Raw genomic sequence first — 24,577 nt, forward strand, 5'->3', positions numbered from 1 at the left:
CCGACCGCCCACCCCTCACCCGAATGGCCGATTCTTTGCCGTACTGGCAATATTTCTCGCACTTCGGGGCCGCTGGACTCACGCTGGACCCATGAGTCAGCACAGCGAATCCCGCCAGGGCGATCACGGCGACCACGCAGGTCACGGCGAGCACGGCGACCACGCCGGTCACGGCCAGGGCCACGCACACGCGCACCACCACGACGGCCCCCACCTGGACTGGAACGAGCTCGCCCCGCTCCTGGAGCGGCAGGCCGAGATCGCGATCCCCGCGTACACCGACGCCGCCGCCTGGCTCGGCACGCTCGCCCCCGTGCAGGGCGTCCGCCGGATCCTCGACGTCGGCAGCGGCCCCGGTGTCCTCACCAGCCTGCTCGCCGAGTCCTTCCCCGCCGCCGAGACCGTCGCCGTCGACGGCTCCCCCGAACTCCTCGCCCGCACCCGCGACCGCGCCGAGGCGCGCGGCCTCGGCGCCCGCGTCTCCACGCTCCACGCCGAACTCCCCGAGGGCATCGCGGGCCTGGGGCAGGCCGACCTGATCTGGGCGGGCAACTCGGTGCACCACATCGGCGACCAGCGGGCCGCGCTCGTGGAGTTCGCCGGGCTGCTGAACCCCGGCGGCCTGATCGCCCTCGTCGAGGGCGGCCTGCCGACCCGTCACCTGCCCTGGCACATCGGCATGGGCCGGCCCGGTCTCGAGGCGCGCCTCGACGCCGCCGGCGCGGACTGGTTCGGCGAGATGCGCGCCGGACTCCCCGACACCAAGGACGAGCCGGACGACTGGCGTGCGCTGCTCGCCGGCGCGGGCCTCACCCCGGCGGGCACCCGCACCTTCCTCACCGACGTTCCCGCGCCCGTCTCCCCGGTCGTACGGGAGCTGGCCGTCACCCACTTCGGCCGGCTCAGGGAGGGCTGCGGCACCCGGCTCGACGCCGACGACAGGGCCACGCTCGACCGGCTCCTCGACCCGGCCGACGAGCTGTCCCTGCACCACCGCACGGACCTGTTCCACCTCACGGCCCGCACGGTCCACACCGCCCGCAAGGGCTGACGGCCACCTGTCAGGACACCGGCTCCAACCGCCACCACTGGAACGGGGAGTCGGTGTCCTCCCACTGCCGTACGTTGCCGCCGTCGGCCGTCGAACCGTCCGCGACCTCCAGGAGCAGTCCGCTGATGAAGCTCACCAGCGCGACCGTCCCCGGCGACTGCAGGTCCTGCTCGATGATCCACTCCTGCGCGCCGAAGTTGTTGGCCTTCCACTGCTGGACGTTGGCGCCGTTCTCCGTGGACGCGTTGGCGACGTCGAGCCGCTTCCCACTGGCCGCGTTCACCAGGTGGTAGAGCCCCCCGCCGTTCGGCACGGGCGTGATGTGCCACTGCTGCCCGGCCGACCCGTTCCCCCTGCCCTGCTGGACGTTGGCGCCACTGCGGCCCGAACCCTCGTACACCTCGAGGAGCAGCCCGCTGCCCACGTTCCGCACCTGGTAGAGGCCCGCTTCCACGGGCCCCGGCGAACCACTCACCGTACCGACTTCCTCGTCCAGGGACTTCGGCGAACCACTCACCGTACCCACCCCCTCGTCGTCCGCGCTCAGGCGCCGAAGCTGAACTCCGCCGGGTCCGGGCCCAGTCGGCGGCTCTCGTCGAGCGCGGCGATCGCGGCCAGGTCCTCGGCGTCCAGCTCGAAGCCGAACACGTCGATGTTCTCCTGGATACGGGACGGGGTGACCGACTTCGGGATCACCACGTTCCCCAGCTGGAGGTGCCAGCGCAGCACCACCTGGGCCGGCGTCCTGCCGTGCTTGCGGCCGATCGCGACGATCGCGGGAACGTCCAGGAGGCCCTTGCCGGAGCCGAGCGGAGACCACGCCTCGGTCGCGATGCCGTACCGGGCGTGCGCCTCGCGGGAGGCCGCCTGGGGGAACTGCGGGTGGAGCTCGATCTGGTTGACGGCGGGCACGACCGACGTCTCGCCGATCAGCCGCTCCAGGTGCTCGGGGAGGAAGTTCGAGACGCCGATCGCCTTGGCGCGCCCGTCCGCGTAGATCTTCTCGAACGCCCGGTACGTGTCGACGTACGCGTCCTTCGTGGGCAACGGCCAGTGGATGAGGTACAGGTCGACGTAGTCGAGCCCCAGCTTGTCGAGCGAGGCGTCGAAGGCCTTCAGCGTCGAGTCGTAGCCCTGCTCGCTGTTCCACAGCTTGGTGGTGACGAACAGGTCCTCGCGGGCGATGCCGGAAGCGGCGACGGCACGGCCCGTGCCCTGCTCGTTCCGGTAGATCGCGGCGGTGTCGATCGAGCGGTAGCCGGCCTCCAGCGCGGTCGCGACGGCCGAGGCCGCCTCGTCGTCCGGGACCTGCCAGACGCCGAAGCCCAGCTGCGGCATCAGGACGCCGTTGTTCAGAGTGACCGAGGGAACCTTGCTGTCCGTGCTCACGTGGCAGAGATCCTTACCTTGTCGCGGGTCGTGACGGTGCCCCGCACGGGCCGTACGCCGTACGGAGACACTCCCAGCGTCAACGATCACGGGCCGTCGCGCATTCCACTTCCCACATTCCGCCGACGCGAACGGCTCAGCCGTACAGCGCCGCGACCTCCGCCGCGTACGCCCGCTCGATCGCTTTCCGCTTCAGCTTCAGGGAGGGCGTGAGCAGCCCGTGCTCCTCGCTGAACGGATGCGCCAGGATCCGGAACGTACGGATCGACTCGGCCTGCGAGACCAGCGTGTTCGCCGCCACCACCCCCCGCCGGATCTCGGTCTCCAGGGCCGGATCCCGCACCAGCTCCGCCGGTGCGAGCGGCGCCCGCCCCTGCATCGCCAGCCAGTGCTCCACCGCCTCCTGGTCGACCGTCACCAGGGCGGCGATGTACGGCCTGTCGTTGCCGACCACGATGCACTGGGCGATCAGCGGATGTGCCCGCACCCGCTCCTCCAGACGCCCCGGGGCGACGCTCTTGCCGCCCGAGGTCACCAGGATCTCCTTCTTGCGGCCGGTGATCGTCAGATAGCCGTCCTCGTCGAGGGCACCCAGGTCCCCGGTGGCCAGCCAGCCGTCGTTGAGGACCGCGGCCGTCGCCTCGGGAGCGTTGAGGTAACCGGAGAAGACCTGACCGCCGTGCAGCCACACCTCGCCGTCCTCCGCGATGTGCACCGTCGTACCGGGAACCGGCTGCCCGACCGTCCCGTACTTCACGCGCTCGGGCGGGTTCGCGGTCGCGGCCGCCGAGGACTCCGTCAGGCCGTACCCCTCGAACACCGTGACCCCCGCACCCGCGAAGAACAGACCCTGCCTGCGGTCCATCGCCGAACCGCCCGACATCGCGTGCCGCATCCGCCCGCCCAGTGCCGCGCGGATCTTCGCGTACACCGTCTTCTCGAAGAACTGGTGCTGCACGCGCAGCGCCGCCGAAGGCCCGGGACCGGTCCCGAACGCCTTCTGCTCCAGCGCCTCCGCGTACGCCACCGCCACCTCCACGGCCTTGTCGAAGGGCCCGGCCTTCCCCTCCCGCTCCGCCCTGCGCCGCGCCGCGTGGAAGACCTTCTCGAAGACGTACGGAACGGCCAGGACGAAACTCGGCCGGAACGACGCCAGGTCGGGGAGCAGCTCACCGGCCGCCATCACCGGCTGGTGCCCCAGCTTCACCCCGCTCCGGACCGCCGCGACCTCCACCATCCGGCCGAAGACGTGCGCGAGCGGCAGGAACAGCAGCGTCGACGCCTGCTCGCCCGGCCGGGAACGGAACACCGGCTCCCAGCGGCCCACCAGCATGTCCGTCTCGAACATGAAGTTGGAGTGGGTGATCACACAGCCCTTGGGGCGGCCGGTCGTCCCCGACGTGTAGATGACCGTCGCCACCGTCTCCGGGGTCACCGCCCGCCGGTGCCGGTGCACCACGTCCTCGTCGATGTCCGCCCCCGCCGCCGTCAGCTCGGCGACCGCACCCGCGTCCAGCTGCCACAGGCGCCGGACCAGCGGCAGCCGGTCGATCACCGAGCCGATCGTCATCGCGTGGTCCTCGTGCTCCACCACGCACGCCGTGACCTCGGAGTCGTGCAGCATCCAGTAGACCTGCTCGGCGGAGGACGTCGGATAGACCGGCACCGGCTGGGCGCCCAGCGACCACAGCGCGAAGTCGAAGAGCGTCCACTCGTAACGGGTACGGGCCATGATCGCGACCCGGTCGCCGAACCGCACGCCCTCCGCGATCAGCCCCTTCGCGAGACCGAGGACCTCGTCCCTGAACCGCGCGGCCGGCACGTCCCGCCACTCCCCGTCCGGGCCCTTCCGGCCGAACGCGACCCGGTCCGGCTCGGCGAGAGCGCGCTCGAACACGGCGTCCGCGAGACCGCCGACCTGAGGCGCCGCCTCGACGGGCGGCACGGTGAACTCGCGCACTGACCTGCTCCTCGACGGCTCGGTGGCTGAAAAAGCCCGTTGTCGCGCTCCGTACGGCGCGGGTGACGGTACCCCACCCGACTGCCCGGCGGCAGGGCCTTCACCAAGCCGGGACATTCAGCGTTCCCACAGGTCAGGGCGGGTGGAGGAGTCAAGTCACAGACCCCTCCGGGCCGTTACCGACCGGGCGGTACGTCCACCGGGCGCGAATCTCCACCGAATCTGTACCGACCGCTCACGGGAGCGCCGCCCCGACGCCGCCTTCATGCCGTCCAGCCGCTCGGGTGCGGCCCGCCGCCGTTCACCGGAACGTCGCCACACACTCGTTGAGGGGCCCCGTGCGACCGGACCGGAGTCCGGTCCACATCCGGTCAGCCGGGCAGCGGGTCAGCCGGACAGCCGGACAGCCGGACAGCCGGACAGCCGGACAGCGGGACAGCGGGACAGCGGGACCCGTACAGCCGGTCGCATCCGGTCAGCCGGACCGGTGCAGCCGGTCGCCGCCCGCCAGGATCGCCTCCGCCAGCGCGTCCGCCGCCTCCTGCACCGACCCGCCCCGACGGCCCCCGCGCAGCACGAAACCCACGTCCCCCAGCTCCGGCAGCCCCGCCCGGTCCGGCACCGGCACGAGCCCCGGAGGCACCAGACCCCTCGTGTGCGCCATCACCCCGAGCCCCGCGCGCGCCGCCGCCACGTTCGCGCTCAGACTGGAACTCGTACACGCGATCCGCCACGCCCGGCCCTGCGCCTCCAGCGCCTCCAGGGCCCGCTCCCGGGTGATCCCCGGCGGCGGGTACAGGATCAGCGGCACCGGACGGTCCGGGTCGAGCCGCAGCCCCGGCGCCCCGATCCAGATCAGCGCGTCCTCCCACACGAGCCGGCCCTCGCTCTCCCCGCCCCGCCGCTTCGCCAGGATCAGATCGAGCCGGCCGGCCGCCAGCCGGGCCTGCAGCGTGCCCGACAGCTCCACCGTCAGCTCCAGATCGACCTCAGGATGCTCACGCCGGAACGACTCCAGGATCTCCGGCAGCCGGGTCGTCACGAAGTCCTCCGACACACCGAAGCGCAGCCGGCCGCGCAGCCGGGTCCCGCCGAAGAACGCCGCCGCGCGCTCGTGCGCCTGGAGGATCGTCCGCGCGAAGCCGAGCATCGCCTCACCGTCCTCCGTCAGCGCCACCCGGTGCGTGTCCCGGGTGAACAACGGCCGGCCGGTCGCCGTCTCCAGCCGCCGCACATGCTGGCTGACGGTCGACTGGCGCAGCCCCAGCCGCTCCGCGGCCCGCGTGAAGCTCAGCGTCTGGGCCACGGCGAGGAAGGTGCGCAGGTGCGTGGGCTCGTACACCACCCCATCATCACAGATCATGATGACAGTCAGAGGGCTGTACGGGATACCCGATCACCGGGCTGTGGAACAGGATGGGAAGACGCGCCCCGCCCCCGCCGTGCACAGAGCAGTGGAGCCCATGACCGTCCCTACGCCCGCCCGTACCGCCCGCCGCACCCCGCGCCTCCCGTCCTGGCTGCCCGTCGACGGATACGTCCTCTCCCTGCTCGGCACGGTCGCCCTCGCCACGCTCCTGCCCGCCTCCGGAGCCGCCGCAGACCTCGCCCAAGGCGCCTCGACCGGGGCCGTGGCCCTCCTCTTCTTCCTCTACGGCGCCCGGCTCTCCACCCGCGAGGCCCTCGACGGCCTCAAGCACTGGCGGCTCCACGTCACCGTCCTCGCGAGCACCTTCCTGGTCTTCCCGCTCCTCGGACTCGCCGCCCGCGGCCTCGTCCCCACCGTGCTCACCCCCCAGCTCTACGGCGGCTTCCTCTTCCTCTGCCTGGTGCCCTCCACCATGCAGGCCTCCATCGCCTTCACCTCGATCGCCCGCGGCAACGTCCCCGCCGCGATCTGCGCCGGCTCCTTCTCCTCACTCGCCGGCATCGTCCTGACCCCGCTGCTCGCCGCGGCGCTCCTCGGCGACAGCGCCGGCGGCCTCTCCGCCGCGGCGCTCCTCAAGATCGTGTTCCAGCTCCTCGTGCCGTTCCTCACCGGACAACTCCTGCGCCGCTGGGTCGGGGGCTTCGTCGTACGCCACAAGAAGGTCCTCGGACACGTCGACAGGGGATCGATCCTCCTCGTCGTCTACACCGCCTTCAGCCTGGGCATGACCGCCGGGATCTGGCATCTGGTGACCCCGGCCAGACTCGGCATGCTGCTCGCCGTCGAGGCCGTCCTCCTCGCGGCGATGCTCGCCCTGACCTGGTACGGCGCCGGACGCCTCGGCTTCGGCCGGGCCGACCGGATCGCCATCCAGTTCGCCGGCTCGAAGAAGAGCCTGGCGTCGGGGCTGCCGATGGCCAGCGTCCTCTTCGGCCAGCAGGCCTCGCTCGCCGTCCTCCCGCTGATGCTGTTCCACCAGATGCAGCTGATGGTCTGCGCGGTGATCGCGAGGCGCCGCGCACGCGACGCGGAGACGGAGGGGGAGGGAGAGGAAGGCGCGGAGACGGAGGGGGAGACGGCCTCAGAGGCAGGCGCGGAGACGGCCTCGGAGACGGGCGCGGAGGCGGGCGCGAAGCCCCGGTGATCATCCGGGCCGCTACGGTGCTCCCATGCCCGCACTCGATCCCGGCCGCACCGCACTCGTCCTCGTCGACCTCATGGAGCGCATCGTCGCGCTGCCCCTCGCCCCCAGGCCCGGCACCGACGCCCTCGCCGCGGCCGCCCGGCTCGCCGACACCTTCCGTGCCGCCGGCGCCCCCGTCGTCCACATCCGGTCCGAGCGCTCCGGCGTCGACCACCAGCCGCCCGGCAGCGACCTCGCACCCCAGCCCCTCGGAGACCGCGAACCCGTCGTCGTCAAGCGCACCATAGGCGCCTTCCACGACACCGGACTCCACGAGCTGCTCACCGGACTCGGGGCCACCACCCTCGTCCTCGGCGGCATCGCCACCAACCTCGGCGTCGAGTCCACCGCCCGCGCCGCCTCCGACCACGGCTACGACCTCGTCTTCGCCGAGGACGCCATGACCGCGCTCACCGCCGACGAGCACCGCGCCTCCGTCGACCTCGACTTCCCGCGCCTCGGCACGGTCGCCCCCGTCTCCGCGATCACCCTGGACGGCCCCCAGTGACCCCGGTCCCGATACGGTACGGGGCCCGCCCCTGCTCCCTCGTCGTCTGCCGGGGCTGCTGCTGCGGCGACGCCCGCAAGAACCCCGGCACCGACCACGCCGGCCAGCTCGCCCGCCTCCGGGAGGCCGCCGCGGCCTCCCGCGGCCGGCTCGCCGTCCGTACCAGCGACTGCCTCGGCCCCTGCGCCCAGGCCAACATCGTGGTCGTCCAGCCCTCCACCGAAGGCCGGCGGCGCGGTGGACGGGCCGCCTGGATCGCGTTCACCCTCGACGACGACTCCCTCGACGACATCCTCGCCTGGACGGCCGCCGGCGGCCCCGGCGTCGTCCCGCCCCCGGCCACCCTCGCCCTCCAGATGATCGACCCGCCGAAGAACTGAAGAGAAGAACCGAAGAACTGACCTCGCCCACGGTGCCCGCCGCCGCCGCGGAGGCCGTGCCCCGCCCGGGCCTTGTCACGGTCGGCCAAGGGGTACCGGGGAATCTTGGTGGTTTACGTCACCCGTTACCCATCAGTCGCTGGCAAGACTGGGGGGTCCTGTCCACGATCGACACACCGAGGGGGCCCCGGTATGACGGGCACTCGCATCGCAGCGCTCGGGCACTACCAGCCCGCCAAGGTGCTCACCAACCACGACCTCGCGGCGTTGGTCGACACCGACGACGCGTGGATCACCAGCCGGGTCGGCATCCGCACCCGGCACGTCGCAGGGCCCGACGAACCCGTCGACGAGCTCGCGGCGCACGCCGCGGGCAAGGCCCTGGCCACCGCGGGACTCGTCCCCGACGACATCGATCTCGTCCTCGTCGCCACCTCCACGGCCATCGACCGCTCGCCCAACACGGCCGCCCGCGTCGCCGCCCGCCTCGGCATGACCTCGCCCGCCACCATGGACCTCAACGTGGTCTGCGCCGGCTTCACGCACGCCCTGGCCACCGCCGACCATGCCGTACGGGCCGGTGGGGCGCGCCGCGTCCTGGTCATCGGCGCCGACAAGATGTCCGAGGTGGCCGACTGGACGGACCGCACCACCTGCGTCCTCGTCGGCGACGGCGCGGGTGCCGCGATCGTCGAGGCGGTGGACGACGAGACGGCCGCGGGGGAGGCGCCCGGCATCGGACCCGTCCTGTGGGGATCCGTCCCGGAGATGGGCAACGCCGTCCGCATCGAGGGCACCCCGCCGCGCTTCGCGCAGGAGGGCCAGTCCGTCTACCGCTGGGCCACCCAGCAGTTGCCCGCGCTCGCCCGCAAGACCTGCGAGCGGTCCGGCATCGCCCCCGAGGAGCTCGCGGGCGTGGTCCTGCACCAGGCGAACCTGCGGATCATCGAGCCGCTCGCGGCGAAGATCGGCGCCGTCAACGCGATCGTCGCCCGTGACGTCGTCGACTCCGGCAACACCTCGGCCGCCTCCATCCCGCTGGCCCTGGCCAAGCTGGTCGAGCGCGGCGAGCTGGCGTCCGGAGCCCCGGTCCTGCTCTTCGGCTTCGGCGGCAACCTCTCGTACGCGGGTCAGGTCGTCCGGGTTCCCTGACGGACCGCGAAGGGCGGACCGCGGGCGGCGGGCGACCTTCACCCTCGCGGTCACGGGTCACGGGTCACGGGTCACGGGTCACGGGTCACGGGGGTCACACGGGGTCATGACCCGTTCGGCGGAGCCCGGTGGCGGCGTGCCTGGGGCGGACCTAGCTTCGATCGCGGTGAGGGTCGTCGCCTTCCGTCACGGAATCGCTCCGCGGCCGGGCCCTCTCGTGATCTGGAGGACACCGCCATGCGTGCGATACGTGCCGCTTCCGCCGCCGCCTTGCTGAGCGCCGCCGCCGTGATCGCCGTCGCCCCGCCGGCCCTGGCGGGCGAGGGAGACCAGAACATCACGTCGTTCGGTTTCTCCGTCACGCCCGCGACGGTCGCCCCCGGCGGCACCGTCACCCTCACCTCCGAAGGCTGCGAGGTGCCGTCCGTGACCGTCACCTCCGGGGTGTTCGAGACGGTGACCCTGAACGAGGGCCGCCCCGGCACCGCGACCGTGGACTTCGACGCCAAGGCCGGCGCCCAGTACAAGATCACCTTCGACTGCAAGGGCGAGCGCGGCACCACCACCCTCACCATCGGCGGCGGCAGCACCGGTGGACACACGGGTGGAGACACGGGCGGAGACACGGGTCGAAGCACGGGTGGGCACGACAACGCCACGCAGCCCGGAGCGCACAAAGGCGTGAAGGCCGGTTACGGCACCGCCGCCTCCGGCGCGGACTCCGAGGGACTCGGCGTCACCGAGGTGGTCACGGGCGTCCTGCTCATCGCCGGGGCGCTCGGCGCCGCCGTCGTGCTCACCCGTCGCCGCGACGCCGACGGCCGCGCCTGACGGCCCGGAGCCGGGGGGCCTGAAACGGCCCCTCCGTCCCGGTGTGACGAGGACCGGGACGGAGGGGCGCCACGAAGCGCGCGGGACGGGGCGGTGCGAGGAGGAGGGCGGACGTGGGACGACCGGACGACGCGGGGACTTCCGGTACGGGACGGACGGACAGCGCCGACAGACCCGGCACGGGCCGGCACGGCGCCTGGGGCGTCATAGCCGTCGTCCTCCTCGTCGGCGTACACCTGGTACGCGGCGGTGCCGAGGAACTCCGGGCCGAGGGCCCGCCGCAGCCCCTCTCCGTGGCGGCCCCCGACGGCAGTCGGGCGGCCGCCGCCGCACTCGCCACCGGTCCCGTACCCGATCCGCTGCCCCCGTCGGCCCCGGTCCGGGTGCGCGTACCGGCCGTCCGGATCGACGCGCCCGTCACGGACGTCGGGCTCGACGCCGACGGCTGGATCGAGGCGCCGCCGCCCGAGGACGACCGGCTCGCGGGCTGGTTCACGGGCGCGGTCACCCCCGGCGAACGCGGTACCGCCGTCGTCGTCGGCCACGTCGACACCCCGAGCGGACGGGCCGTCTTCTACGATCTCGGCGCCCTCGGCAAGGGCCACCGCGTGGAGATGACGCGCCGTGACGGCCGGACCGCCGTCTTCGTCGTGTACGGGGTCGAGGTGGTGCCCAAGGAAGGCTTCCCCGCCGAGCGGGTCTACGGCGACGCGGGCGTCCCGGAGCTGCGGCTGATCACCTGCGGCGGCACGTTCACCGAGGAGAACGGCTACGCGGGCAACGTGGTGGTCTCCGCCCGCCTGGTCGAGGTCCGCTGACCACCGCCACCGCCACCTGCCCTACCTTCTCCCCTCAGGACCCCGTCTTTGTCCCCATCCGGGAAGAAGTCGGGGTCGATTCGTGCGCAACTTCTTCCCAGCCCGGTACACCGCTGCTACGTTCCCCTCGAAAGCCCGCAGACGAGCGTGTGCGAGAGGGAGGGGCGCGTGAGACGCATGACGGCACGACCTGCCAACCGGCATCAGGCGCGGCTCCTCAGGCTGTTGCGCGACGGAGGACCCAACTCCCGCGCCCAGCTGGGCGATCAGATCGATCTCTCCCGCTCGAAGCTCGCCGTCGAGGTCGACCGGCTCCTGGAGACCGGTCTCGTGGTCGCCGACGGCCTCGCCGCATCCCGCGGCGGCCGTCGCTCGCACAACATCAGGCTCGCGCCCGAACTCCGCTTCCTCGGCATCGACATCGGCGCCACCTCCATCGATGTGGCCGTCACCAACGCCGAGTTGGAGGTGCTCGGACACCTCAACCACCCCATGGACGTCCGCGAGGGCCCCGTCGCCGTCTTCGAGCAGGCCCTGTCGATGGCTGCGAAGCTCCGCTCCACCGGACTCGCGGAAGGCTTCGACGGCGCCGGCATCGGCGTCCCCGGACCCGTCCGCTTCCCCGAGGGCGTCCCCGTCGCGCCGCCGATCATGCCCGGCTGGGACGGCTTCCCCGTGCGGGAGGCGCTCAGCCAGGAACTCGGCTGCCCCGTCATGGTCGACAACGACGTGAACCTCATGGCCATGGGGGAGCAGCACGCCGGCGTCGCCCGCTCCGTCGGCGACTTCCTCTGCGTCAAGATCGGCACCGGCATCGGCTGCGGCATCGTCGTCGGCGGCGAGGTCTACCGCGGTACGACGGGCAGCGCCGGCGACATCGGGCACATCCAGGTCGAACCCGACGGGCGTCCCTGCGCCTGCGGCAACAACGGCTGCCTGGAAGCCCACTTCAGCGGCGCCGCCCTCGCCCGCGACGCCGAGGACGCGGCACGCGCGGGCGATTCACAGGAGCTCGCCGCCCGGCTCGCGGCGGCCGGGCACCTCACCGCCGTCGACGTCGCCGCGGCCGCGGCCGCCGGAGACGCCACCTCGCTCGCCCTCATCCGTGCGGGCGGCAACCGGGTCGGGCAGGTCATCGCCGGACTCGTCAGCTTCTTCAACCCCGGTCTGGTGGTGATCGGCGGCGGTGTCACCGGCCTCGGTCACAACCTCCTCGCCAGTGTCCGCACCCAGGTCTACCGGCAGTCCCTGCCCCTGGCCACCGGCAACCTTCCCATCGTCCTCGGAGAACTGGGCCAGACCGCCGGGGTCACCGGCGCGGCCCGCCTCATCAGCGACCACCTCTTCTCCCCGGCGTAACCCGCCGACGCAACAGGCCGGTTCCCCCGGCCCGGTGGGTGGCGTGCGCCCGGCCGCTCCCCGCGGCTCCCCGGACCCAGTCCTTGCAAGAGGGACCGCCAGGCGCGCACCACCCACCGGGCCCGCACCGCCGGGCCCACCCAGCCAGCCGCTCCGGCGCCACCCGCACCCGCCGAGGGGACTTCCGCCATGCCCCAAGAAGAACGGCCCCAGGACCACCCGCCCCTGCTCACCATGTCCGGCATCACCAAGTCCTTCCCCGGCGTCCGCGCCCTCGACGGCGTCGACCTGGAGGTCGCACCCGGCGAGGTCCACTGCCTCCTCGGCCAGAACGGCGCCGGCAAATCCACCCTCATCAAGGTCCTCGCCGGCGCCCACCAGCCCGACGACGGCCATATCACCTGGAACGGCGAACCCGTACGGCTCCGCTCCCCGAGCGCCGCCGTCCGCCTCGGCATCGCCACCATCTACCAGGAACTCGACCTCGTCGAAGGCCTCACCGTCGCCGAGAACGTCCACCTCGGCCACGAACCCACCACCGCCGGATTCGTCCGCACCAGGGCCGCGCGGGCCACCACCGCCGCACTCCTGAAGCGCCTCGGCCACCCCGAGATCGACCCGGCCCGGCGCGTCGGCGAACTCTCCGCCGCCCAGCGGCAGATCGTCTCCATGGCCCGCGCCCTCTCCCACGACGTACGCCTCATCGTCATGGACGAGCCCTCCGCGGCCCTCGACCCCGACGAGGTCGCCAACCTCTTCCGGATCGTCGACGACCTCACCACCGACGGCGTCGCCGTCGTCTACATCTCCCACCGCCTGGAGGAGATCCGCCGCATCGGCGACCGCGTCACCGTCCTCAAGGACGGCCGCGCCGTCGCCCGAGGACTCCCCGCCGCCACCACCCCCACCCGCGACGTCGTCGCCCTCATGACCGGCAGGGACGTCCCCTACGTCTTCCCCGAACGGCCCGCCGTCCCACCGTCCGGCGCGCCCGTCCTCCACGCCCAAGGGCTCGCCAGGAAAGGCGAGTTCGAGGCGCTCGACCTCGAACTGCGCCCCGGCGAGATCGTCGGCCTCGCCGGACTCGTCGGCTCAGGCCGCTCCGAGATCCTGGAGACCGTCTACGGAGCACGGAAGCCCACCGCGGGCCGGGTCCTCGTCGACGGACGGCCCCTGCGCCCCGGCAGCGTCCCGGCCGCCGTCGCCGCCGGGCTCGGCCTCGCCCCCGAAGAACGCAAGGCGCAGGGCCTCCTCCTCCTCGAATCCGTCACCCGCAACGTCTCCGTCTCCTCCCTCGCCCGCTTCTCCCGGGCCGGCTGGATCGACCGCGCCACCGAACACGACACCGCGCGGACCGCCACCCGCGCCCTCTCCCTCCGCCCCGACCTCCCCGACGCCCCCGTCCGCACCCTCTCCGGCGGCAACCAGCAGAAGGCCGTCCTCGCCCGCTGGCTGCTGCGCGGCTGCCGCGTCCTCCTCCTCGACGAACCCACCCGCGGTGTCGACGTCGGCGCCCGCGCCGAGCTGTACGCCGTCATCCGCCGCCTCGCCGACGAAGGGCTCGCCGTCCTCCTCGTCTCCAGCGAGGTACCCGAGGTCCTCGGCCTCGCCGACCGCGTCCTGGTCCTCCGCGAGGGCCGGGTCGTCCACCAGGCCCCCGCCCGTGACCTCGACGAACACCGCGTACTCGACCTCGTGATGGAAGGGAGCCCGGCCGCATGACACTCACCACACCGGCCAAGGCGCCGGCCGGGGAGGGCCCTCGGCGCACACTCGGCCTCAGGGCCGACGTCCGCAACCTGTCCCTGCTCGGCGTGCTCGCCGTCCTGGTACTCGTCGGCGGCCTCACCCGGCCAGCCGAGTTCCTCGCCACCTCCAACCTGCAACTCGTCCTGACCCAGGCGTCCGTGATCGGCGTCGTCACCGTCGGCATGACCTTCGTCATCACCAGCGGCGGCATCGACCTCTCCGTCGGCGCGATCGTCGCCCTCGCCTCCGTCTGGGCCACCACCCTCGCCACCCAGGAGTTCGGCTTCGCCGGCATCCTCTTCACGGCGGTCGCCGTCGGCGTCGGCTGCGGTCTCGTGAACGGCGTCCTCGTCGCGTACGGCGGCATGGTCCCCTTCATCGCCACCCTGGCCATGCTCGCCTCCGCCCGCGGTCTCGCCCTCCAGATCACCGACGGCAGGACCCAGATCGTCACCGTCCCGTCCGTCCTCGACCTCGGCGTCCCCGACGCGTACGTCCTCGGGATCCCCCCGCTCGTCCTGGTCTTCGCCGCCGTCACCGCCGCCGGATGGCTGCTGCTCAACCGGACCACCTTCGGCCGCCGCACGATCGCCGTCGGCGGCAACCCGGAGGCCGCCCGCCTCGCCGGCATCGACGTACGCCGCCAGCGCCTGTTCCTCTACCTGCTGTCAGGACTGTGCTGCGGCATCGCCGCCTTCCTGCTCGTCGTCCTCGCCGGCTCCGGCCAGAACACCAACGGCAACCTGTACGAGCTCGACGCCATCGCCGCCGCCATCATCGGCGGCACCCTCCTCAGCGGTGGCCGCGGCACCATCGTCGGCTCCGTCCTCGGCGTCCTCGTCTTCACCACCATCACCAACATCTTCGCCCTCAACAACCTGCAGAGCGACGTCCAGCAGATCGCCAAGGGCGCGATCATCGTCGCCGCCGTCCTGGTCCAGCGCCGCACCGCACGCGACAGCTGAGACCGACGCCCGCACCGGGCGGAACGACCCGACGGGCCCGCCCCGTCCCCGCAAGCCCCCCTTCACCACCACCCCTCGGAAGGGATCCACCACCATGCCCGAAACCAGCCGCAGACACCTCCTCCTCGGCGGCGCGGCCGTCTCCGCCGGCGCCCTCCTCACCGCCTGCACCAGCAACGAACCGAAGGACGCCGGGAACACGGCCCCCGCCGGGAGCGCCGCCCCCGCCGCCGACGACAAGCCCGGCACCCCCGTCACCATCGGCTTCGCCGGCCCCCAGGCCGACCACGGCTGGCTCAACGCCATCAACGAGAACGCCGAGCGGCGCGCCAAGAAGTACTCCGAGGTCACCCTGGAGATCACCGAGGGCTCCAACGACACCGCCACCCAGATCGGCCAGGTCCAGACCCTCATCAACAAGAAGGTCGACGTCCTCGTCATCCTCCCCGCCGACGGCAAGGCCCTCACCCAGATCGGCCTCCAGGCCATGAAGGCCGGCATCCCCGTCATCAACCTCGACCGGATCTTCGCCTCCCCGCAGGCCTACCGCTGCTGGATCGGCGGCGACAACTACGGCATGGGCCTCAACGCCGGCAACTTCATCGGCGAACAGCTCAAGGACAAGCCGAACGCCACCGTCATCGAACTCGCCGGCATGGACAGCCTGGAACTCACCAAGCAGCGCACCCAGGGCTTCGACGACGCCCTCAAGAACTACCCCAACATCCGCAAGGTCGCCCGCCAGGCCGCCGACTTCACCGTCGAGTCCGGACAGGCCAAGATGGCCCAACTCCTGCAGGCACAGCCCAAGTTCGACGCCCTGTGGAACCACGACGACGACCAGGGCGTCGGCGCCCTGCGCGCCATCGCCCAGGCCGGCCGCAAGGACTTCCTCATGGTCGGCGGCGCCGGAGCCAAGTCCGCCATGGACGCCATCAAGGCCGACACCAGCGTCCTCAAGGCCACCGTCCTCTACCCGCCGACCATGGCCGCCTCCGCGATCGACCTCGCCCGCGCCCTCGGCCAGAAGAAGGGGATCGGCGGCATGTCCGAGCTGGAGATCCCCGCCTCGATCACCCTCTACTCAGCCGTCGTCACCAAGGACAACGTCGACGAGTACCTGCCCACCGGCTTCAGCTGACCGGCCCCGGGGCCAGGCCGTCGCCGGGGGCCCGACCGCCCCCGGCCCCGCCCGGTCCCCCGCAGCAGCACCTCGCCGCACCACGAAACGGAGGAACCGTATGGAACAGACGGAGAGCGGGGCCGCACCGCCGACGCTCGGCGTCGGCATGGTCGGCTACGCGTTCATGGGAGCCGCCCACTCACAGGGCTGGCGCACCGCGGGCCGCGTCTTCGACCTGCCGCTGCGGCCCGTCCTCGCCGCCGTCGCCGGCCGTGACGCCACCGCCGTCCGCGCCGCCGCCCACCGGCACGGCTGGGCCGCGGCCGAGACCGACTGGCGCGCCCTGATCGCCCGCGACGACGTCCAGCTCGTCGACGTCTGCACCCCGGGCGACAGCCATGCGGAGATCGCCGTCGCCGCCCTGGAGGCCGGCAAACACGTGCTGTGCGAGAAGCCGCTCGCCAACTCGGTAGCCGAGGCCGAGACGATGGCGGCAGCCGCCGAAGCCGCCGCGGCCCGCGGCCAGATCTCCATGGTCGGCTTCAACTACCGCCGGGTGCCCGCCCTCGCGTACGCCCGCAGGCTCGTCACCGACGGGCGGCTCGGCACCCTGCGGCACGTCCGCGTCAGCTACCTCCAGGACTGGCTGGTCGACCCCACGTTCCCGCTGACCTGGCGCCTGGAACGCGAACACGCCGGCTCCGGGGCCCTCGGCGACCTCGGGGCGCACGCCGTCGACCTCGCCCAGTACCTGACAGGGGAGCTCCTCGTCGGCGTGTCGGCGCTCACCGAGACCTTCGTGCGCGAGCGGCCGCTGCTCCCGGGCGCCGCCCCCGGCGGTCTCAGCGGTCTCAGCGGCCGCGACGGCCTTGACGGCCTTGACGGTCTGGACGGTCTGGACGGGGGAGCGGTGTCGGAGGCGTACGGGCAGGTCACGGTCGACGACGCGGCCCTGTTCACCGGGCGGCTCGCCTCCGGGGCGCTCGCCTCCTTCGAGGCCACCCGGATGGCCGCGGGCCGCAAGAACGCGCTGCGCCTGGAGATCAACGGGGAGCGCGGCTCCCTCGCCTTCGACCTGGAGCGGCTGAACGAACTGTCCTTCCACGACCACACCGAACCGGCCGTCTCCGCGGGCTTCCGCCGCATCCTCGTGACCGAACCCGACCACCCGTACCTGGAGGGCTGGTGGCCGCCCGGCCACGGCCTCGGCTACGAGCACACCTTCGCCCACCAGGCCCGCGACCTGGTCCACGCCGTCGCGAGCGGCGTCGCCCCGGCGCCCTCCTTCGCCGACGGCCTCCAGGTCCAGCGCGTCCTGGCCGCGGTGGAGGACAGCGCCCGGAACAACGCCGTCTACACACGCGTACCCGTGCCGGTAGCCGTACCGGCCCCTGTCCCCGTACCCGATTCCGTACGCGATTCCGCATCCGATTCCGCACCCGATTCCGTACCGCGCTAGGAGGCGCCCGACGTGCCCCGACCCTTCACGCTCTTCACCGGCCAGTGGGCCGACCTCCCGCTGGAGGAGGTCTGCCGACTCGCCCGCGACTTCGGTTACGACGGACTCGAACTCGCCTGCTGGGGCGATCACTTCGAGGTGGACAAGGCCCTCGCCGACCCCGCGTACGTCAAGGGCAGGCGCGAACTGCTCGACGCGTACGGCCTGAAGTGCTGGGCGATCTCCAACCACCTGGTGGGACAGGCCGTCTGCGACCATCCGATCGACGAACGCCACCAGGCGATCGTGCCCGCCCGCATCTGGGGCGACGGCGACGCCGAAGGGGTGCGGCAGCGGGCCGCCCGTGAGCTCGCGGACACCGCGCGGGCCGCGGCCGCGCTCGGCGTCGACACCGTCATCGGCTTCACCGGCTCCTCCATCTGGCATCTGGTGGCGATGTTCCCGCCGGTCCCCGAGCGCATGATCGAGCGCGGCTTCGAGGACTTCGCGGAGCGGTGGAACCCGATCCTCGACGTCTTCGACGCCGAAGGCGTGCGCTTCGCCCACGAGGTGCACCCCAGCGAGATCGCGTACGACTACTGGACCACCCAGCGGGCCCTGGAGGCGGTCGGCCGGCGTCCCGCCTTCGGGCTCAACTTCGACCCCAGCCACTTCGTGTGGCAGGACCTCGACCCGGTCGGCTTCCTCTGGGACTTCCGCGACCGGATCTACCACGTGGACTGCAAGGAGGCCCGCAAGCGGCTCGACGGCCGCAACGGGCGGCTCGGCTCCCACCTCCCCTGGGGCGACCCCCGGCGCGGCTGGGACTTCGTCTCCGCCGGGCACGGCGACGTGCCCTGGGAGGACGTCTTCCGGATGCTCCGGTCGATCGGCTACGCCGGACCCGTCTCCGTGGAATGGGAGGACGCCGGCATGGACCGGCTGACCGGCGCCCCCGAGGCACTGTCCTTCCTCAAGCGGTACGACTTCGACCCTCCGGCGACCTCCTTCGACGCTGCCTTCGGGAACGGCGACTGACGGTCCCCCGCCTCCACCGCGCGAGGCCCTCGGACGAGCTTTGTCCTCGTGCGGTGGAAAGTTCGACGGAAGCGTGCACAAGGACTTCACGGCGTGGACGAACCTCGCTACGGTCCCTGATGTGTACATGACGTAACTGGCCCATGTGACCAGCGTGACGGCGCACGCCGGTCCCCGGACACCCGCACACCCGGCCCAACTCCGGAGGACAACCGTGCACAGACAACGACTCCGAGCCAGGAACACACTCGCCCTCATCACGGTCGCACTGCTCGCCCTCGGCGCCCCCCAAGGCCTCGCCGCCGACACCGACACCGCAGCCGCGGCCGGGACCGACACGGCAGTCGGGACCGACACCGCGGCCGCCGCCGCCGAGGAGTTCCAGCAGGTCACCCTCGCCAAGGGCGGCGAAGAAGTCGGCGAACCCATGTCCCTCGCCGTACTCCCCGACCGCAGCGTCCTGCACACCGACCGCGGAGGCGAACTCCGCCGCACCGACGCCGCCGGCAACACCACCGTCATCGGAACCGTCCCCGTCTACTCCCACGACGAGGAAGGCCTCCAAGGCATCGGACTCGACCCGAACTTCGCCCAGAACAAAGCCATCTACCTCTACTACGCCCCACCGCTCGACACCCCCGCGGGCGACGCCCCCAACGACGGCACCCCCGCCGAACTCGCCCCCTACGACGGCGTCAACCGCCTCTCCCGCTTCACGCTGAAAGCCGACGGCACCCTCGACAACGCCAGCGAGAAGAAGGTCATCGACATCCCCGCCACCCGCGGCATCTGCTGCCACGTCGGCGGCGACATCGACTTCGACGCCCAGGGCAACCTGTACCTGTCGACCGGCGACGACTCCAACCCCTTCGCCTCCGACGGCTACACCCCCATCGACGAACGCCCCGGCCGCAACCCCGCCTTCGACGCCCGCCGCACCTCCGGCAACACCAACGACCTCCGCGGCAAGATCCTCCGCATCAAGGTCGCCGACGACGGCACCTACACCGTCCCCGAAGGCAACCTCTTCGCCCCCGGCACCGACAGGACCCGGCCCGAGATCTACGCCATGGGCTTCCGCAACCCCTTCCGCTTCAGCGTCGACAAGCCCACCGGCATCCTCTACGTCGGCGACTACGGCCCCGACGCCGGCGCCGCCGACCCCCAGCGCGGCCCCGCAGGACAGGTCGAGTTCGCCCGCGTCACCAAACCCGGCAACTTCGGCTGGCCCTTCTGCACCGGCGACAACGACCCCTACGTCGACTACGACTTCGCCACCAAGACCTCCGGCGCCACCTACGACTGCGGCGGCCTCAGGAACGACTCCCCGCACAACACCGGACTCGTCGACCTCCCGCCGGCCGAACCCGCCTGGATCCCCTACAACGGCGGCTCCCTCCCCGAGTTCGGCACCGGCTCCGAATCCCCCATGGGCGGCCCCGTCTACCGCCACGACCCCGCCAACACCTCCCCGGTGAAGTTCCCGGAGGCGTACGACGGAGACTTCTTCGCCGGAGAGTTCGGCCGCCGCTGGATCAAGCGCATCGACCACGACGCCAACGGCACCGTCCAGTCCATCAACCCCGTCCCCTGGACCGGCACCCAGATCATGGACATGGCCTTCGGCCCCGACGGAGCCCTCTACGTCCTCGACTACGGCACCGCCTGGTTCGGCGGCGACCACAACGCAGGGCTCTACCGCATCGAGAACGCCACCGGAGGCCGCTCCCCGGTCGCCGAGGCGAGCGCCGGCAAGACCTCCGGCACCGCACCCCTCAAGGTCACCCTCTCCTCCGCCGGCACCACCGACGGCGACGGCGACCCCCTCACCTACAGCTGGGACTTCGGCGACGGCACCCCCGCCTCCACAGCCGCCCACCCCACCCACACGTACCGCCAGAACGGCACCTACACCGCCACCGTCACCGCCAAGGACCCGACCGGCCGCACCGGCTCCGCGTCCGTCCGCATCGTCGTCGGCAACACCGCACCCAAGGTAACCCTCCAACTCCCCGCCGAAGGAGCCCTCTTCGACTTCGGCGACGACATCCCCTTCAAGGTGACCGTCACCGACCCCGAAGACGGCGCCACCGCACCCATCGACTGCGCCAGGATCAAGGTCACCTACGTCCTCGGCCACGACAGCCACGGCCACCCCGTCACCACCGCCAACGGCTGCACCGGCACCATCAAGACCTCCGCCGACGGCGGCCACGACGACGACGCCAACATCTTCGCCGTCTTCAACGCCGAGTACACCGACGGCGGAGGCGGCGGACAGACCGCCCTCACCGGCAACGACCAGGCCAAACTCCAGCCCCGCCACCGCCAGGCCGAACACTTCGACACCCAGCAGGGCGTCACCGTCATCGACAAGACCCCCGCGAACGGCGGCCGCACCGTCGGCAACATCGACAACGGCGACTGGATCGCCTTCAGGCCCTACAACCTCACCGGCTCCACCAAGCTCACCGCCCGCGTCTCCTCCGCCGGCGCCGGAGGCTTCCTCGAAGTCCGCACCGGCTCACCCACCGGCACCCTCCACGGCTCCGCACCCGTCCCCGTCACCGGAGGCTGGGAGACCTTCCAGGACATCGACGTACCGCTCCGCAACCTCCCGCGCCGCACCACCGAGCTCTACCTCGTCTTCAAGGGCGGAACCGGCGCACTCTACGACGTCGACGACTTCACCCTCTCCGGCACCCCGGTGAACCCCGCCGCCAAACGCGTCCTCGTCTTCTCCAGGACCGCCGGATTCCGGCACGACTCCATCGGCACCGGCATCACCGCACTCAAGGAGATCGGCGCCGGCAGTGACATCACCGTCGACGCCACCGAGGAACCACGCCAGTTCACCACCGCCAACCTCGCCCGCTACGACGCCGTCGTCTTCCTCTCCACCACGGGCGACGTCCTCAACACCGAGCAGCAGACCGCCTTCGAGAACTACGTCTCCAACGGCGGCGGCTACCTCGGCGTCCACGCCGCGGCCGACACCGAATACGACTGGAGCTTCTACGGCGGACTCGTCGGCGCCCACTTCCAGTCCCACCCCCAGATCCAGCCCGCCACCCTCCGCGTCGAGGACCACGACCACCCCGCGACCGCCCACATCGACGGCCCCTGGGAACGCACCGACGAGTGGTACAACTACCGCACCAACCCCCGCGGCCAGGCCCGCATCCTCGCCACCCTCGACGAGACCACCTACCAGGGCGGCACCATGAAGGGCGACCATCCCATCGCCTGGTGCCAGACCTACGGAGGCGGCCGCTCCTTCTACACCGGTGGCGGCCACACCAAGGAGTCGTACGGCGAACCCGCCTTCCGGCAGCACCTGTTGGGCGGACTCCAGTACGCCACCGGCCAGACCAAGGCCGACTGCCGGCCCCGCACCGGCTACCGCGACCTCTTCAACGGCGTCACCACCGAAGGCTGGAAGCAGGCCGGACCCGGCGGCTTCGACATCACGGGCGGCGAACTCCACACCGTCGGCGGCATGGGAATGCTCTGGTACCAGGCCAAGGAATTCCGGTCCTACTCCCTCACCCTCGACTGGAAACTCACCGGCGACGACAACTCCGGCGTCTTCGTCGGCTTCCCCGCCTCCGACGACCCCTGGTCCGCCGTGAACAACGGCTACGAGATCCAGATCGACGCCACCGACACGCCCGACCGCACCACCGGCGCCGTCTACGGCTTCAAGTCGGCCGACCTCCAAGCCCGCGACCAGGCCCTCCGGCCCCCCGGCCAGTGGAACACCTACGAACTCCGCGTCCAGGGCGAACGCCTCCAGCTCTTCCTCAACGGCATCAAGATCAACGACTTCACCAACACCGACCCGGCCCGCAGTCTCACCAGCGGCCACATCGGCATCCAGAACCACGGAGCCGGAGACCAGGCCGCCTTCCGCGACATCCGGATCAAGGAACTCCCCTCCTGACGGGAGCCCACCCAGCCGACGGTGGGCGGGGCGGCGCCGTACCCCCCGCCCACCGTCACCCCCCGCATTCACGTCCCGCTTTCACGTTCCGCTTTCACGTTCCGCTTCATGTTCCGCTTCACGAGCAGGGAGGCCGACGTCATGACCCCCGCACCCCGCACCGGAATCTGGCTCATCGGCGCGAGAGGCTCCGTCGCCACCACCACCGTGGCCGGCTGCGCCGCCCTCGTCGCCGGACTCCACCCGCCCACCGGCATGGCCACCGAGACCCCCGACCTCGCCGACGCCGGCCTCCCCCCACTCGCCTCCCTGGTCTTCGGCGGACACGACACCACCGACTGCCCGCTCCCCAAGCGCGCCGAACAACTCACCACCGCCGGAGTCCTCCCGTACGGTCTCGCCCACGCCGTCACCGCGGAACTGGACGCGGCCGACCGCGAGATCCGCCCCGGCGGCCCGGTCCACGGCGACACCCGCACCGACGAACAACTCGTCACCGCCTTCACCGGCGACCTGACGAACTTTCGCAGCCGCATTGGCCTGGACCGCGTCGTAGTCGTCAATGTGGCCTCCACGGAGCCGGCGTCGGGGGGCGCCGGGCTCCCACCCAGCAGCCTCTACGCCGCCGCGGCACTCCGCGCCGGCTGCCCGTACGTCAACTTCACGCCATCCACCGGCCTGCGTCACCCCGCCCTCGCCACACCGCTCGCCACGAGCGGACTACCCCACGCAGGGCGCGACGGCAAGACCGGACAGACCCTCCTCCGTGCCGTCCTCGCCCCCATGTTCCACCAGCGGGCCCTGACCGTACGCGCCTGGTCCGGCAGCAACCTCCTCGGCGGCGGCGACGGAGCCTCCCTTGCCGACCCCGCGGCCGCGGCCGCCAAGAACGCCGGCAAGGAACGCGTCCTCACCGACACCCTCGGCCCCGGCGTCGAAGGCCAGGTCCACATCGACGACGTCCCGGCGCTGGGGGAGTGGAAGACCGCCTGGGACCACATCGCCTTCGACGGCTTCCTCGGCACCCGCATGATCCTCCAGACCCTCTGGCAGGGCTGCGACTCCGCCCTCGCCGCCCCCCTCGTCCTCGACCTGGCCCGCCTCACGGCCCGCGCCCACGAGAGGGGCCTCACGGGCCCCCTCGAAGACCTCGCCTTCTACTTCAAGGACCCGGAAGGCACACCACCCGCCTCCCTGGCCGACCAGTACACCCGCCTGCTCGCCTTCGGCCGCGCTCTGGGCACGAGACCGCCCCGCGACCGGACGGCCGCCCCGCACCAGGAGACCCCCCGATGACCGGCGGCCGCGCCGGAAAGGCGCGCGCCTGGGCGGAACTCCTCCGCGTGTCGGCCCTGCTGTCCGTACCCGGCGACGCCCTCGCCGGCGCGGCCGCCGCCGGAGCCCGCCCCGGACGGGGCACGCTCCACGCGATCGGGGCATCGCTGTGCCTGTACGAGGCGGGGATGGCCCTCAACGACTGGGCCGACCGAGCGGAGGACGCCGCCGAACGCCCGCACCGCCCGCTCCCCTCCGGCCGCATCACCCCCGGGGCCGCCCTCGCCGCCTCGGTCGCCCTGACGGCGACCGGCCTCTGCATGGCCGCCCGCGCGGGCCGCCCGTCCCTGGCGGTCGCCACGGCGCTCGCCACCACGGTCTGGGCCTACGACCTCGGCCTCAAGCACACCCCTGCGGGCCCCGCCACCATGGCCACGGCCCGCGCCCTGGACCTCCTCCTCGGCGCGACGGCCTCGACACCCAGGCCATCCGGACCCGCCAGAACCACGGCGACCGGCAAATCCACGGCGACCGGCAAATCCACGGCGCCCGGCAAATCCACGGGGACCACCACGGCCACCGGGCCGTCCGGCACGACCACCGCGACCAGCAGAACCAGCACGGTCACCGGATCCGGCACGGTCACCGCGACCAGCACGGTCACCGCGACCAGTACGGTCACCGGAACCGGCAGGGTCACCAGGTCCGGTACGGCCACCGCCACCGGCAGGGCGACAGGGTCCGCCCGGACCGCGCTCCGTGCCGCCCTTCCCTCCGCCGTTCTGCTCGGGGCCCACGCCTACGCCGTCACCGCCGTCTCCCGACACGAGACGCAGGGCGGTTCCACCCGCACCCCACTCGCCGCCCTCGCCGTGACCCTGACCGTGGCCGGCGCGGCATCCGGTGTGACGCCCAGGGCCATGGCGGGACGCCGGCCCGGCCCCACCACCACTTCCTCCCCCTCCGGGGGGCCCGCCCCCGCCCCC

General features: G+C 72.3%; 20 protein-coding genes. 16 read left to right on the forward strand and 4 right to left on the reverse strand.

Features of this window, described 5'->3' with window-relative positions:
- Positions 1-91 precede the first annotated feature (91 nt).
- A complete protein-coding gene (locus IO20_RS0117655; protein WP_030551330.1) occupies positions 92-1,051 on the forward strand; it encodes a class I SAM-dependent methyltransferase in 960 nt (319 codons plus the stop codon).
- A gap of 10 nt (positions 1,052-1,061) precedes the next feature.
- On the opposite strand, the gene IO20_RS0117660 is transcribed toward IO20_RS0117655, so the two are convergent.
- The 4 genes from IO20_RS0117660 to IO20_RS0117675 all read right to left on the reverse strand — a co-directional run bounded on the left by IO20_RS0117660 (position 1,062) and on the right by IO20_RS0117675 (position 5,763).
- Positions 1,062-1,526 (reverse strand): RICIN domain-containing protein, encoded by a 465-nt coding sequence (locus IO20_RS0117660; protein ID WP_030551332.1) that lies wholly within the window; start codon positions 1,524-1,526, stop codon positions 1,062-1,064.
- A gap of 68 nt (positions 1,527-1,594) precedes the next feature.
- Complete coding sequence (locus tag IO20_RS0117665; RefSeq protein ID WP_051874534.1) at positions 1,595-2,389, reverse strand: aldo/keto reductase; 795 nt, start codon at positions 2,387-2,389, stop codon at positions 1,595-1,597.
- A 187-nt stretch (positions 2,390-2,576) separates the two neighbouring features.
- Complete coding sequence (locus IO20_RS0117670) at positions 2,577-4,400, reverse strand: AMP-dependent synthetase/ligase (protein ID WP_030551336.1); 1,824 nt, start codon at positions 4,398-4,400, stop codon at positions 2,577-2,579.
- Positions 4,401-4,875: 475 nt separating this feature from the next.
- Positions 4,876-5,763 (reverse strand): LysR substrate-binding domain-containing protein, encoded by an 888-nt coding sequence (locus IO20_RS0117675; protein WP_030551339.1) that lies wholly within the window; start codon positions 5,761-5,763, stop codon positions 4,876-4,878.
- 100 nt (positions 5,764-5,863) lie between these two features.
- On the opposite strand from IO20_RS0117675, the gene IO20_RS0117680 reads away from it, so the two are divergent.
- The 15 genes from IO20_RS0117680 to IO20_RS0117750 all read left to right on the forward strand — a co-directional run.
- A complete protein-coding gene (locus tag IO20_RS0117680; RefSeq protein WP_037635731.1) occupies positions 5,864-6,973 on the forward strand; it encodes a bile acid:sodium symporter family protein in 1,110 nt (369 codons plus the stop codon).
- A gap of 25 nt (positions 6,974-6,998) precedes the next feature.
- The gene (locus IO20_RS0117685) at positions 6,999-7,520 is read left to right on the forward strand and encodes an isochorismatase family protein (protein ID WP_030551342.1); all 522 of its coding nucleotides are present in this window, start codon (positions 6,999-7,001) and stop codon (positions 7,518-7,520) included.
- The gene (locus IO20_RS0117690) at positions 7,517-7,900 is read left to right on the forward strand and encodes a hypothetical protein (RefSeq protein WP_030551344.1); all 384 of its coding nucleotides are present in this window, start codon (positions 7,517-7,519) and stop codon (positions 7,898-7,900) included. The genes IO20_RS0117685 and IO20_RS0117690 overlap by 4 nt, the downstream gene beginning before the upstream one ends.
- A gap of 192 nt (positions 7,901-8,092) precedes the next feature.
- Positions 8,093-9,052: a beta-ketoacyl-ACP synthase III gene (locus tag IO20_RS0117695; RefSeq protein WP_030551346.1), complete on the forward strand. Its 960-nt coding sequence runs from the start codon at positions 8,093-8,095 to the stop codon at positions 9,050-9,052.
- Positions 9,053-9,289: 237 nt separating this feature from the next.
- Positions 9,290-9,883 (forward strand): hypothetical protein, encoded by a 594-nt coding sequence (locus tag IO20_RS0117700; RefSeq protein WP_030551348.1) that lies wholly within the window; start codon positions 9,290-9,292, stop codon positions 9,881-9,883.
- 113 nt (positions 9,884-9,996) lie between these two features.
- Entirely contained in the window at positions 9,997-10,701 is a 705-nt protein-coding gene (locus tag IO20_RS0117705; RefSeq protein WP_030551350.1) for a class F sortase, read from the forward strand.
- A gap of 177 nt (positions 10,702-10,878) precedes the next feature.
- Positions 10,879-12,060, forward strand: a complete 1,182-nt coding sequence (locus IO20_RS0117710) for an ROK family transcriptional regulator (protein ID WP_030551353.1) — start codon at positions 10,879-10,881, stop codon at positions 12,058-12,060.
- A gap of 189 nt (positions 12,061-12,249) precedes the next feature.
- Entirely contained in the window at positions 12,250-13,782 is a 1,533-nt protein-coding gene (locus IO20_RS0117715; protein WP_078946040.1) for a sugar ABC transporter ATP-binding protein, read from the forward strand.
- Positions 13,779-14,774: an ABC transporter permease gene (locus IO20_RS0117720; protein ID WP_030551358.1), complete on the forward strand. Its 996-nt coding sequence runs from the start codon at positions 13,779-13,781 to the stop codon at positions 14,772-14,774. The genes IO20_RS0117715 and IO20_RS0117720 overlap by 4 nt, the downstream gene beginning before the upstream one ends.
- Before the next feature lie 94 nt (positions 14,775-14,868).
- On the forward strand, positions 14,869-15,915 hold the full coding sequence (locus tag IO20_RS0117725; RefSeq protein WP_030551360.1) for a substrate-binding domain-containing protein: 1,047 nt from the start codon (positions 14,869-14,871) through the stop codon (positions 15,913-15,915).
- A 100-nt stretch (positions 15,916-16,015) separates the two neighbouring features.
- The gene (locus tag IO20_RS0117730; protein ID WP_245684973.1) at positions 16,016-17,356 is read left to right on the forward strand and encodes a Gfo/Idh/MocA family protein; all 1,341 of its coding nucleotides are present in this window, start codon (positions 16,016-16,018) and stop codon (positions 17,354-17,356) included.
- A gap of 12 nt (positions 17,357-17,368) precedes the next feature.
- Complete coding sequence (locus IO20_RS0117735) at positions 17,369-18,373, forward strand: sugar phosphate isomerase/epimerase family protein (RefSeq protein ID WP_030551363.1); 1,005 nt, start codon at positions 17,369-17,371, stop codon at positions 18,371-18,373.
- A 214-nt stretch (positions 18,374-18,587) separates the two neighbouring features.
- On the forward strand, positions 18,588-22,316 hold the full coding sequence (locus IO20_RS0117740; RefSeq protein ID WP_030551365.1) for a ThuA domain-containing protein: 3,729 nt from the start codon (positions 18,588-18,590) through the stop codon (positions 22,314-22,316).
- Positions 22,317-22,424: 108 nt separating this feature from the next.
- A complete protein-coding gene (locus tag IO20_RS0117745) occupies positions 22,425-23,612 on the forward strand; it encodes an inositol-3-phosphate synthase (RefSeq protein WP_397789887.1) in 1,188 nt (395 codons plus the stop codon).
- Positions 23,609-24,577 (forward strand): UbiA family prenyltransferase (locus IO20_RS0117750; protein WP_107062866.1); only part of this gene is annotated, 969 nt, incomplete at its 3' end. The genes IO20_RS0117745 and IO20_RS0117750, both read left to right, overlap by 4 nt.

It is taken from the genome of Streptomyces exfoliatus, assembly GCF_000725545.1.
Taxonomy (GTDB): domain Bacteria; phylum Actinomycetota; class Actinomycetes; order Streptomycetales; family Streptomycetaceae; genus Streptomyces; species Streptomyces exfoliatus.